Origin of the sequence: Zoogloea sp. (assembly GCF_028689785.1) — a bacterium.
Taxonomy (GTDB): Bacteria; Pseudomonadota; Gammaproteobacteria; order Burkholderiales; family Rhodocyclaceae; genus Zoogloea.
The window spans coordinates 106935-120622 of the sequence record NZ_JAQVCN010000007.1; the positions used below are offsets into that span (position 1 = coordinate 106935).

The 13688-nt window shown below is 63.5% G+C and carries 6 protein-coding genes; 3 read left to right on the forward strand and 3 right to left on the reverse strand.

Annotation, left to right across the window (positions count from 1 at the left end; genetic code table 11):
- Positions 1–417 precede the first annotated feature (417 nt).
- The 3 genes from PHI64_RS05825 to PHI64_RS05835 all read left to right on the forward strand — a co-directional run bounded on the left by PHI64_RS05825 (position 418) and on the right by PHI64_RS05835 (position 11486).
- Positions 418–8784 (forward strand): SdrD B-like domain-containing protein, encoded by an 8367-nt coding sequence (locus PHI64_RS05825; protein ID WP_299880020.1) that lies wholly within the window; start codon positions 418–420, stop codon positions 8782–8784.
- Between the two features lie 89 nt (positions 8785–8873).
- Entirely contained in the window at positions 8874–9545 is a 672-nt protein-coding gene (locus PHI64_RS05830; RefSeq protein WP_299880023.1) for a PEP-CTERM sorting domain-containing protein, read from the forward strand.
- 246 nt (positions 9546–9791) lie between these two features.
- On the forward strand, positions 9792–11486 hold the full coding sequence (locus PHI64_RS05835; RefSeq protein ID WP_299880026.1) for a tetratricopeptide repeat protein: 1695 nt from the start codon (positions 9792–9794) through the stop codon (positions 11484–11486).
- Between the two features lie 19 nt (positions 11487–11505).
- On the opposite strand, the gene PHI64_RS05840 is transcribed toward PHI64_RS05835, so the two are convergent.
- From PHI64_RS05840 to PHI64_RS05850, 3 genes are all read right to left on the reverse strand, one after another.
- Positions 11506–11616 (reverse strand): hypothetical protein, encoded by a 111-nt coding sequence (locus PHI64_RS05840; RefSeq protein ID WP_299880031.1) that lies wholly within the window; start codon positions 11614–11616, stop codon positions 11506–11508.
- Positions 11617–11624: 8 nt separating this feature from the next.
- On the reverse strand, positions 11625–12665 hold the full coding sequence (locus tag PHI64_RS05845; protein ID WP_299880034.1) for a diguanylate cyclase: 1041 nt from the start codon (positions 12663–12665) through the stop codon (positions 11625–11627).
- 133 nt (positions 12666–12798) lie between these two features.
- Positions 12799–13688, reverse strand: an 890-nt coding sequence (locus PHI64_RS05850; protein ID WP_299880037.1) for a phosphoglycerate kinase, incomplete at its 5' end; no start/stop codon positions are given.

A 13688-nucleotide genomic window follows, 5' to 3' on the forward strand; every position in this document is an offset into this window, starting at 1 on the left:
TTGCCTGTCGGAGATTTTCGAGGGGTTTTCGATAGCCGGGAAGTAGGGGGCAAGACCCTTTAGGGGGAAGTGTGAGGCGTTTTGTATTGTTTTAAATAGTCATATAAAACAATGACTAAAATTATATAAAAAACCCGTTTGAATGAATTTTTCATTGTCCTGTCTGCTGCTTCGCAATGCTTTTATTCAATCGGATGTGTCGGTTTTTTTTACAGCGGATAGTGGTTTGTGCTTTTTTACACACGTCAAAAACCCTGCAGATGCCATTAAGTTGTTGAGGGGCTTTGAAATTATCGTTTTTGACAGTTGTGGTCGGCGTGGTGGCCCGCAAATTGCAGTTGGATCTCCGTTTTTCTTTCTTCGTCTCCCCTTTTTGTAGGGCGGGCGACATAACACGCAAAAAGATGGAGGTCGTTCATGGCAACTTCGCGGTACTCAACCAGCGTTTCCCTTTGCGAGGACACCAGCAAGAATTTCGAGCTGTTCGATCTGCTCAAGCAAGCGGATCCCAACTACGCCGCCGTTGATCCGGCTCGCATCAAGCTTTACGTTTACGACGGCACCAAGTACGTCGAAACCACCTCCGGCTACTTCACGGCGGTGGACAAGGACACCTTCACGGTCGATGCGTCCCTGCTCCCGAACTTCAATGGTGAGCTGAAGGTTCGCGTTCTCGGCACCGACAGCACTGGCAACAGTTTCATTCTCGACATCACCATCGATGTCACCCCGGTGAATGACGCCCCCTCCGGCACCGACGACTCCGCCAATGTCGCCAGCGGCGACGTGTATGTGCTGGGGCTGGACGACTTTGGCTTTACCGATGCGGTCGAAGGCGATGCCTTCAAGTCTGTGCTCATCACCACCCTGCCGAGCGCCGGCACCCTGCTGCTCAATGGTGTTGCCGTCACCGCGGGTCAGGAAGTCCTGGCCGCTGACGTAGCCGCCGGCAGCCTGACCTACCTGGCCCCCAGCGATGCTGGCGGCGCCATTGGCTTCACCTTTCAAGTGCGCGACACCGGCGGTACCGACGGTTGTGGAGGCAACGACCTGGACCTGACCCCGAACACCTTCACCTTCAATGTGCCTCAGCCGGCCAAGGCGGTCATCGGTGACACCGTATGGGAAGACGCCAACGCCAATGGCCTGCAGGACGCCGGCGAAATCGGCATCGGCGGCGTGACCGTCCAGTTGCGTGATCCCCAGGGCAACCTGGTGCAGACCACCACCACCGACAGTGCCGGCAAGTACAGCTTCACGGTTAACCCGGGCAGCTACTTCGTCACCGTCGTGGCCCCCAACGGCTATGCCGCCACCGAACGGGACGTGGGCGCCAATGACGGCGTCGATAGCGACATCGACGGCACCGGCATCAGCCACCTTGTTACCGTTGCTGCGGGCGACATCGACAACACCGTCGACGCTGGCCTGTATCGCACTGCCGAGATCGGCAACCGCGTCTGGATCGATGCAAACGGCAACGGCCTGCAGGACGTGGGCGAAGCCGGCGTCCCGGGTGTCCAGGTCCGCCTGCTCGACGCCAACGGGAACGCCGTTGAAGGCCCGATCACCACCGACGCCAATGGGGAGTACTTGTTCTCCGGCCTCAAGCCCGGCGTTTACAGCATCGCCTTCGACCCGGCCACGCTGCCCGCCGGCTACCGCTTTACCACCCGTGATGCAGGCGCCGACACGGATGACTCCGATGCCAACCCGCTGGACGGCACCACCATCCAGACCGTTCTGGAGTCGGGCGAGTCGGACAAGACCTGGGATGCCGGCATTGTTGCCAAACCCGGTTCCATTTCCGGCTCCGTCTCCGAAGATCAGGACAACGACAACACCGGTGATGCCCCCATCGCTGGCGTGACGATTCAGCTCAAGGACAGCACCGGCACCGTGGTGCAGACCACCACCACCGATGCCAACGGCAACTACACGTTCAACAACGTGCCGGCTGGCAACTACACCGTCGTCGAAACCAACAAGCCGGGCTTCTCGGACGTGGGTGACGTGGATGGCGGCGATCCCAACGTGATCTCCGTGACCCTGCCTGCAGGTGGCAACAGCACCGGCAATGACTTCGTCGATGAGCGCCTGCCGGGCGTGGTTTCCGGCACCGTGCTGGAAGACCTGAACAACGACGACGTGGGCGATACCCCGATCCCGGGCGTGACCGTCGAGCTGAAGGACCCGGCTGGCAACGTGGTGCAGACCACCACCACCGACGCCAACGGCAACTACACCTTCAACAACGTGCCCCCGGGCAACTACACCGTTGTCGAAACCAACAAGCCGGGCTACACCGACGTGGGCGACAGTGACGGTGGCAACCCCAACACCATCGCCGTGACCGTGACCCCGGGCTCCTCAAGCACCGGCAACGTGTTCGTCGATGAGCGTCCGGCCACCCTGGGCGACCTCGTGTGGGAAGACAAGAACGCCAACGGCGTTCAGGACGCCGGCGAAGCCGGAATCGCCAACGTCACCGTCGAGCTCAAGGACACCAGCGGCAACGTGGTGAGCACCACCACCACCGACGCCAACGGCAACTACAGCTTCAGCGTCACCCCGGGCACCTACACGGTAGCCGTGGTGAAGCCGGCGGGCTACGAGATCACCGGCCAGGATCTGGGCGGCAATGAAGCCCGCGACAGCGACATCAACGCCGCGGGCAGCAGTGCTCCGGTGACCCTGCAGTCCGGCGAGAACAACCCGAACGTGGATGCGGGCCTGTACAAGCTGGCCGAGCTGGGCGACAAGGTTTGGTACGACACCAACAAGAACGGCGTGCAGGACGCAGGCGAAGCCGGCGTGCAGGGCGTGAAGGTGTCGCTGCTGGATGCAGCGGGCAACGTGGTCACCACCCAGACCACCGACGCCAACGGCAACTACCTCTTCACCAGCCTGAAGCCGGGCACCTATAGCGTGCAGTTCGACAAGGCCACGCTGCCCACCGGCTACGTGTTCACCTCGAAGGACGCGGGCGCTGACGGTGTGGACAGCGACGCTGACACCAACACCGGCAAGACCATCCAGACCGTTCTGGAATCGGGCGAATCGGACAAGACCTGGGATGCCGGCATCGTCGCCAACCCCGGCTCCATCTCCGGTACCGTGCGTGAAGACCTGGATAACAACGACACCGGCGATACCCCCATCGCTGGCGTGACGATTCAGCTCAAGGACAGCACCGGCACCGTGGTGCAGACCACCACCACCGATGCCAACGGCAACTACACGTTCAACAACGTGCCGGCCGGCAACTACACCGTCGTCGAAACCAACAAGCCGGGCTTCTCGGACGTGGGTGACGTGGATGGCGGCGATCCCAACGTGATCTCCGTGACCCTGCCTGCAGGTGGCAACAGCACCGGCAATGACTTCGTCGATGAGCGCCTGCCGGGCGTGGTTTCCGGCACCGTGCTGGAAGACCTGAACAACGACGACGTGGGCGATACCCCGATCCCGGGCGTGACCGTCGAGCTGAAGGACCCGGCTGGCAACGTGGTGCAGACCACCACCACCGACGCCAACGGCAACTACACCTTCAACAACGTGCCCCCGGGCAACTACACCGTTGTCGAAACCAACAAGCCGGGCTACACCGACGTGGGCGACAGTGACGGTGGCAACCCCAACACCATCGCCGTGACCGTGACCCCGGGCTCCTCAAGCACCGGCAACGTGTTCGTCGATGAGCGTCCGGCCACCCTGGGCGACCTCGTGTGGGAAGACAAGAACGCCAACGGCGTTCAGGACGCCGGCGAAGCCGGAATCGCCAACGTCACCGTCGAGCTCAAGGACACCAGCGGCAACGTGGTGAGCACCACCACCACCGACGCCAACGGCAACTACAGCTTCAGCGTCACCCCGGGCACCTACACGGTAGCCGTGGTGAAGCCGGCGGGCTACGAGATCACCGGCCAGGATCTGGGCGGCAATGAAGCCCGCGACAGCGACATCAACGCCGCGGGCAGCAGTGCTCCGGTGACCCTGCAGTCCGGCGAGAACAACCCGAACGTGGATGCGGGCCTGTACAAGCTGGCCGAGCTGGGCGACAAGGTTTGGTACGACACCAACAAGAACGGCGTGCAGGACGCAGGCGAAGCCGGCGTGCAGGGCGTGAAGGTGTCGCTGCTGGATGCAGCGGGCAACGTGGTCACCACCCAGACCACCGACGCCAACGGCAACTACCTCTTCACCAGCCTGAAGCCGGGCACCTATAGCGTGCAGTTCGACAAGGCCACGCTGCCCACCGGCTACGTGTTCACCTCGAAGGACGCGGGCGCTGACGGTGTGGACAGCGACGCTGACACCAACACCGGCAAGACCATCCAGACCGTTCTGGAATCGGGCGAATCGGACAAGACCTGGGATGCCGGCATCGTCGCCAACCCCGGCTCCATCTCCGGTACCGTGCGTGAAGACCTGGACAACAACGACACCGGCGACACCCCCATCGCTGGCGTGGCGATTCAGCTCAAGGACAGCACCGGCACCGTGGTGCAGACCACCACCACCGATGCCAACGGCAACTACACGTTCAACAACGTGCCGGCTGGCAACTACACCGTCGTCGAAACCAACAAGCCGGGTTACCTGGACGTCAATGACGTCGATGGTGGCAACCCCAACAGCATCAGCGTGACCCTGACTCCGGGTGCCTCCAGCACCGGCAACGACTTCGTCGATGAGCGCACCGCCACCATCGGCGACAAGGTGTGGCTGGATGCGAACGCCAACGGCGTGCAGGACGCCGGCGAAGCGGGTATCGCGGGTGTCACCGTCAAGCTGCTCGACAGCGCCGGCACTGTGGTGGGTACCTCCACCACCGATGCCAACGGCAACTACCAGTTCACCAACCTGGCCCCGGGCGACTACGCAGTGCAGATCGCTGCGCCGACCGGCTACTTTGTCAGCCCGAAAGACCAGGGCGGAAACGATACCATCGACAGCGACATCGATCCGACCACTGGCAAGACCGTCAACACCACCCTCAGCGCCGGTGAAACCGACCTGACCTGGGATGCCGGCCTGTACCAGAAGGCTTCCCTGGGCGACAAGGTGTGGATGGACACGAACAAGAACGGTGTTCAGGACGCAGGCGAAGCCGGTGTTTCCGGTGTCACCGTGAAGCTGCTCGACAGCAACGGCAACGTCGTCTCCATCGCCACGACGGATGCCAATGGCAACTACCTGTTCAAGGATCTGGTGCCGGGCAACTATTCGGTGCAGGTCGTCGCTCCGACTGGCACCAGCTTCACCGGTAAGGATCTGGGTGGTAACGACACCACCGACAGCGATGTGGATGGCACCGGCAAGTCCGGCGTCATCACGCTGGTGTCCGGTGAGACCAACACCAGCGTGGATGCCGGCCTGACCCAATCCAGCGCCTCCTACGGCGACAAGGTGTGGCTGGACAAGAACGCCAACGGTATCCAGGACGCGGGTGAAGGCGGTATCGCCGGCGTCACCGTGAAGCTGCTGAACAGCACCGGCGCCGTGGTGGCCACCACCACCACCGATGCCAACGGCAACTACCTGTTCGACAACCTGACCCCGGGTGACTACTCGGCCCAGATCGTGGCCCCCACCGGCTACTTCCTGAGCGCCAAGGATCAGGGCACCAACGACGCCATCGACAGCGACTTCGACCCGACTACCGGCAAGACGGTTGTGACTACCTTGGCGACCGGCGAAACGGACCTGTCGTGGGATGCAGGCCTGTACCAGAAGGCCTCTATCGGCGACAAGGTGTGGGCTGACTGCAACAACAACGGTATCCAGGACGCCAACGAAGCGGGCGTTGTGGGGGTGACCGTGAAGCTGCTGAATGCGTCGGGTGCCGTGGTGGCCACCACCATGACCGACGCCAACGGCAACTACGTCTTCAAGGACCTGGTGCCGGGCAGCTATTCGGTGCAGGTGGTTGCACCCACCGGCTACGCCATCACCCAGAAGGATCAGGGCACCAACGATGCCGTGGATTCCGACGCTGACCAGAGCACTGGCAAGACCGCGGTGACCGTGCTTGAGTCGGGTGAAAACGACATGACCTGGGACGCCGGCCTGACGGCGAAGGTTGTGACCGCCACCTTCGATTTCAACGGCAACATGGCTACCGATGGCAAGGATGGCAACATCCTGTGCTTCAGCAACAACGGTATCACCGTCAATGCCAGCGCTTTCAGCCGTGACAAGAGCAGCGGCGCATGGGCCAAGGCTTATCTCGGTGCTTATGGCGGTGGCCTGGGCGTGACCGATAGCTCGGAAGGTTATGGCTACGGCAGCACCCACACCGTCGACAACAACGGTACCCGTGATAACTACGTGCTGTTCGAGTTCAACCAGGCTGTGGTGGTCGACAAGGCCTACCTGGGCTACGTGGTTGGCGACAGCGACGCCAAGGTGTGGATCGGCACGGTGAATGGGGCCTTCGACAGCCACATCACCCTGTCTGATGCAGTGCTGGCCAGCATGGGTTTCACCGAGGTCAATTCCACCACCCTCACGTCTGCCCGCTGGGCCGACCTGAACGCCAACGGTTTCGTGGGCAATGTGCTCATCGTGGCTGCGGCTCCGGGCCAAACCAACGACTACTTCAAGATCCAGAATCTGGTCGTGAATACCCCGTCGGCCTTCTGCGCCACCGACGTCAGCATCGGTGACAAGGTTTGGGAAGACACCAACGCCAACGGCCGTCAGGACGCGGGCGAAGCCGGCATCGCCGGGGTAACCGTCAAGCTGCTCAACAGCGCCGGCACCGTGCTCACCACCACCACCACCGACGCCAACGGCAACTACTTGTTCAGCGGGCTGCCCGCCGGCAGCTACAAGGTGCAGGTCGTCACCCCGGCCGGCTACGTCATCACCACCAAGGATGCCACGGTGGCAACCGATGCCACCGACAGCGACATCGACGCCAACGGTATCTCCGGTCTCTACACCCTGACCGGCGGCAGCAACGACCTCACCGTTGATGCCGGCTTCTACAAGGCCCGCGCTTCGCTGGGCGACAAGGTGTGGTGCGACGCCGACAAGGACGGTATCCAGGATGCCGGTGAAGTGGGCGCCAGCGGCGTGACCGTGAAGCTCCTCGACGCCAGCGGTATCGTGGTGGCCACCACCACCACCGATACCAACGGCAACTACAAGTTCAGCAACCTGAACCCGGGTGATTACTCCGTGCAGGTCGTGGCCCCCACCGGCTACGTCTTCTCACCGAAGGACCAGGGCACCAACGACACCGTCGATTCCGACGTGGATACCACTACCGGCAAATCGGGTGTGGTCACCCTCGCGGCAGGCGAGAACAACGTGTCCCTCGATGCGGGTATCTACTACAAGACCACCACCGGCTCCATCGGTGACCGGGTGTGGGAGGACATGAACTACAACGGTATCCAGGATGCGGGTGAAGCCGGCATCAAGGGCGTGACCGTCAAGCTGCTCAATTCCTCCGGTTCCGTGGTGGCCACCACCACGACCGATGCGAGCGGCAACTACCTGTTCAGCAACCTCAACGCCGGCAACTACAAGGTGCAGGTGGTGGCCCCGACCGGCTACTACTACACCAAGCAGGATCAGGCGGGCTGGAACGGTACCGACAGCGCGGTCAATTCGTCGGGCTACACCGGCACCATCTCCCTGGCTGCAGGTGAGTCGCAGCTGAAGCTGGATGCCGGCCTGTATCGCAAGGCCAGCATTGGCGACAAGGTGTGGGAAGACAAGAACCACAACGACATCCAGGACAGCACCGAGCCTGGTATCTGCAACGTCAAGGTTCTGCTGCAGAACGCTTCCGGCACCACCATTGCCACCACCTACACGGATGTGAACGGCAACTACAAGTTCACCAACCTGGATCCGGGCACCTACCGCATCGTCTTCGACAAATCCGCCACCACCTACCTGGGTGTGGACATGTCCAAGTGGTATTGGGCTGCCAAGGATGTGGGCACCGACGACAGCAAGGACGCCGACGCCTACAGCACCTCCGATGTGGCCTACACCAACTACACCACCCTGGTGTCCGGTGAAGCCGACATGACCTGGGACGCCGGTATCACCCCGATCGTGCTTGATCTGGACGGCAACGGCATCCAGACCATTGCCCGTGAGAACTCGGGTGGCACCTTCGACCTGCTGGGTACCGGCAAGGGCATCAACAGCGGCTGGATCTCTGCCGGCGACGCCTTCCTGGCCATCGACATCAACCACGACGGCAAGATCTCCAGTGTGGCCGAGCTGTTCGGGGGCTACAGCAAGGGTGACGGCTTCGCCAAGCTCGAAAACTACGACAGCAACGGCGATGGTTACGTGGATGCCAAGGATGCCGCATTCGGCGATCTGCGCGTGTGGCAGGATCTCAATGGCAACCACCAGACCGATGAAGGTGAGCTGCGTAGCCTCGCCGAAGCCGGTGTGGCCAGCCTGAAGGTGGCTTTCACCGAGCTGCCCGCCATTGATGAGCAGGGCAACCTGCACCTTGAGCGCTCCAGCGCAACCCTGGCCGACGGTAGCAGCATCGACATGACCGACGTGTATTTCAACGTCTCCGTCGCCGATGCCGAAGCCGCCGGGGTCAAGCTGCCCAGCCTGTCCGCCTTGCTGGGCGACGACACCAGTCTTGACGCCGCTCTGGGCTCCACGGTGCTCACGGTCGAAGTGACCGCCACCACCGCCACGGTGACCAATTGCGTCAGCGACGGTGCCGTGACCGCGCTGAGCCAGCTGGCCAACCTGTACGACGAGCAGCAACTTGCCCTGATAGCCGCCTAAACCTCAACACACCCGCCGGGGGCTCCCGGTGGGTGCGCCAGGGTGCTATCCGGACACGCAGTCACTTTTTAAACGTAGGAGAAAAATCAATGAATCACAGCTTCTTCAAGAAAACCGCCATGGCCCTGGCTGCCGTCGGTCTTTTCGCCAGCGCCTCTGCCCAGGCTGACTCCCTGGTGCTTGAGCAGGATATCAACTCCCTGGCCTTCACCGTCAATGTTGGCGGCGTGCAGGACGACGTGGTCGCTGGCGTGTTCAACGTCAACAACCTCACCTCCGGCACCAGCTTCCTGGCCTTCTGCTTTGAACTGCTGCAAGGCGTTGGCGTTGGCGCCCTGACCCCTCCGGGTCTTGAGTTTTCCGCCGGAAATGCGGTGAATGCCAACACCCAGGCCCTGTTCAACCAGAGCTACGCCACCCTCGACTTCAACGACGCCTCCGCTCTGGCCGGCTTCCAGATCGCCCTGTGGGAAACCCTGGACGACGGCAACCTGACCACTGGCAACTACCAGAACTGGATTGGTGATACCGGCAGCTTTGAAGAAGATCTGGCCCTGCTCGTCGCCGACACCTTCCTGGGCAACATTGCCGCTGGTGCGCCCGCCACCGGCAACTACAAGCTGACCAGCTGGCTCAACGGCTCCAGCCAGGATCTGATCCAGGCCACCCCGGCAACCGGCACCGTGCCCGAGCCCGCCACCGCCCTGCTGGGCGCGCTGGGTCTGGCCGGCATCGCCGCCGTTCGTCGTCGCAAGGCCTGATCGTCATCGGGCACCCTTCGGGGTGCCCGACTGGCAATGCATGCCGCGAAAAGCAGAGAAAGGGGGCTTGCCCCCTTTCTCTGTTTCCGGCCCCCCAGCGGGGAGGGGCAGTGCGGTGGCGGATCAGCATATGCCTGTAAAATACCCAGCCAGCCCCCCTTGTTCCATGACCGCATGTCGTGGTGCAGAAGAGGCTTGTCAGTGCTCTCCCGCCCGCGTCGCCCCGCTTCACCGTCCGAGGTCTTCATGCATCGAACCCGTTTCTACCCGGCCCTGATCCTGGGGTCGGGCCTTGCCCTCTTGTCTACCGTTGCCTGCGCCGACCTGATGCTCGGCAGCCCCGCCGCTACGCTGGAAGGGGCCGCCCGCGCCGACGGCGACTCTTTGGGGCGGGGCCGAGCTGCCCTGCGGGCACGGAATTTCGACCAGGCCGAGAAGGCCTTCAGTGAGGCTTACCGGCAGAACGCCTCTTCGGTGGAGGCCATGCTCGGCATGGCCGCCGTGAGCCACGCCCAGGGTAAGGCAAAGCTCGCCCGGGACTGGATGTCCAGCGCCGTGGCGATGGCCCCGGGGCAACCGGCGGTTCTTCAGGCCCAGGCCCGGCTGCTGGTGGAGCAGGGGCTGCCGGCGGCGGCCGAGGAGAGCTACCGGGCTGCCATCGCCAGTCGTCCGGATGACGCCCAGCTCAAGCTCGACCTCGCCACCTTGTATGCCGAGTCTCTCAAAAAGCCCGGCCAGGCGGTCAGCCTGCTGCGTGAAGTGGTACGGCTCAAGCCGGAGATGGTGGAGGCCCAGCTGCAGCTTGGCATGGCTCTGTCCATGGATGGGCGCACCGAGGAAGCGGGGCGGGTGCTCGACGATGCCTTGCGTCGGGAGCCTAACAACTCCCGCGTGCTGCATGCCAGGGCGCTGGCGTACCTGAAGCAGAGACAGGCCGGCAAAGCCCTTGAGTTGCTCGACAGGGCCCTGGCCCAGCGCAAGGACTATGCCGCTGCCGTGGTTGCCCGGGGCGATGCCTTGCACGCGCTGGGCCGCAGCGAGCAGGCGCTGGACGCCTATCAGCGGGCGATTGCCCTGGCTCCCGGAAGCTCTCTTCCCCATGCTCTTATGGCCCAGACCCTGGAGCACCTGAAGCGTCCGGCGGAGGCCGAGAAGGCCTACCGGGAAGCCCTGCGGATCGATCCGGACAACATCCGGATCGCCAACAATCTGGCAGTTCTCCTTGCCAAGCAGAAGACCAGCCTGGATGAAGCCTTGGGCCTGGCCAAGCGTGCCGCCGACAAGGAGCCTGGCCGCAGTACCTTCTTTGACACGCTCGGTCTGGTCCTGCAGGCTCGGGGTGATACGGCGGGGGCCCGCCAGGCTTTCGAGCGTGCCGTGGCGCTGGAGCCGGGCAATGCCGAGTTTCGTCAGCATCTGAGTCGTGTGGGCGTGGCGGGTGCGGTGGCGGCCACTGCGGCAGCTCCGGCTAAGCCAGCCCCCGCGCCCGTCGTGGCGTCGGCGCCGGCTGTTGCCGCAGTGGCGGCGCCGGCCGCCAAAGCGGCAGTGTCCTCAGTGCCTGTCGCCGTGGCCCCTGCGGCCAAGCCCGCCGCCAGTGCTGAGGACGCAGCTCGGCTGGTGGCCGGTCGTCTGGAGGCGTGGCGGATGGCCTGGGAGTCCAAGGATGCCGGCCGTTACCTGGCTTTCTATGCCAGCACCTTTTCCCCTTCCGACAAGCGCGCCCGGGGCGCCTGGGAGGCAGATCGCCGCAGCAAGCTCGACAAGAAGGGCGAGATCAAGGTGCAGGTCAATGGCTTGGCGATCAAGGCCGAGGGCGACGCCGTGTCGGCGATCTTCGAGCAGCGCTACCAGTCGGGAAACTACAGCGACGTGGGGCGTAAGCGGCTGGAGTGGGTGCGTGAAGGCGGTGAATGGAAGATCCGCCGGGAGCAGCAGATCTGAGTTTCGGCCACCGGGCCGCTCAGGCGATGTGCCAGCGGTTTCCGCCAGCACGTTTGGCGGCATACATGGCCCGGTCAGCCAGTAGTTGCAGGTGTGTCGGGTTGTAGCCGTCGTCGGGATACAGCGCCACACCGATGCTCACCCCCAAGGGCAGCCGGGGATGTCCTCGCGGGAGATGCCCCGCACGCTGTCCACGAGCCGCTCGCACAGTTGGCCCACGTCGTCTTTACCCCGGAGCATTGGGCACAGGATGGCAAATTCGTCTCCCCCCAGCCGGGCCACCACGTCTGTGGCCCGGGCCGCAGCCTCAAGGCGGGTAGCGACGGCACGCAGGATGGCATCGCCGGCAGAATGTCCGAATCGGTCATTGATGCCTTTGAATCCATCCAGATCAAGCAGCAGCATTGCGCCGGGCTGGGTGTCCACCTGGGCGCGCATCAACTGGGCACTGGCGGCTTCCTCGAAGGCCTTGCGGTTGGCGATGCCGGTCAGCGGATCGTGGCGTGCCATTGCCCGCCAGCGCTGGCTGTCTTCCTCGATCAAGCGGTAGCGGCGGGCCATCCCGATCACGATGATCAGGAAGTTCACCAGGGCCAGGGCAAAGGCGCCGCTCTGGATCAGGCGCAGGTCCCGGGTGCGCCGGATTGAGTCATGCTCCAGAACCGTGGTGAGCCGGTTCATCAAGGCCAATATCTGCGGATTGTGCTGCACCATGTAAGTGGCGGCCTGGGCCCGTTCGGCGGCGGGGCCGGTGCGGGTGGCTGTGAGGCCTTCCGACAGGGGCGTGATCAGGCGGCGGGCCTCGGCAACTATATGTGCCCCCTCTCCATCCACCGCCTTCAGGTGGGTACTGATGCCGTCGCCGCCCCGGGTTTTTCCCCCTTCGGCAAAGGCCTTGAGGGTCTCCTCGAAGAGCCCGAAGGCATCATCGGTTTCCTGACGGGCGCTGCGGGCATCCTCTCCGTCGCCAGGGCGGGTGGTGAGGAGCAGCGCCTTGGTGATCTGTTGGGACAGCATGCGCTGGCGGCCTGCCAGGTTGATGGCAACGGCATCCTGGGCGACCTGTTCGCCGATCCACAGGTTGGTCACGAGTACGGTCAGGTCGAGTAGCAGGAACAGCACGATGGCGCTGACCAGCCGTCGGGGCGAGCCGATGAGGGCGCTGACCGGTAGGGGCATGGGGAAAAGCCTCGCTGCTGTATGCCTGGAATCAGGATAACGGCGCCGGATCAGCGTGGCTGTAGATTTTTTTTCCGGAATGGGAAAGGCGGCCCGGAGGCCGCCTTTTGAAGGACCGAAAATGCCGGATGGGTCAGTCCTTGAAGCGCTCTTCCAGGGCTGCGATGGCCGGCAGGGTCTTGCCTTCGAGGAACTCCAGGAAGGCGCCGCCACCGGTGGAGATGTAGCCCACGTCGTCGGCGATGTGGAACTTGGCGATGGCCGCCAGGGTGTCGCCGCCGCCGGCGATGGAGAAGGCTTCGGAGTGGGCGATGGCGGAGGCCATCATCTTGGTGCCGCCGGCAAACTGGGGTAGCTCGAACACGCCGACCGGGCCGTTCCAGACGATGGTGCCGGCGTTGGCGATGATCTCGGAAAGCTTGGCTGCGGTTTTCGGGCCAACGTCGAGGATACGGTCGTGGGTGGCCACGTCATCGACGGAGATCTTGTTGGCGCGGGCCAGGGCGGAGACTTCGTCGGCCACTACCACGTCGACAGGCAGGGGCACCTCGGCGCCGCGCTCTTTCATGATGTCCATGATCACGTGGGCCTCCTTGACCAGGTCAGGCTCGGCCAGGGAGTCGCCGATGCGCTTGCCCGAGGCCAGCAGGAAGGTGTTGGCGATGCCGCCGCCGACGATCAGCTGGTCCACCTTGTCGGCCAGGGACTTCAGAATGGTCAGCTTGGACGACACCTTGGAGCCGCCGACGATGGCCACCAGGGGGCGCTTGGGGGCGTGCAGGGCTTTGCTCAGTGCGTCGATCTCGGCACCCATCAGCATGCCGGCACAGGCGACCGGAGCGTACTTGGCGATGCCGTGGGTGGTGGCCTCGGCCCGATGGGCGGTGCCGAAGGCGCCATTCACGTAGATGTCGCACAAGGCGGCCATCTTCCTGGCGAGCTCTTCGTTGTCCTTCTTCTCGCCCTTGTTGCAGCGGCAGTTTTCCAGCAGCACGACTTCACCGGGGGCGACCACGAAGCCAC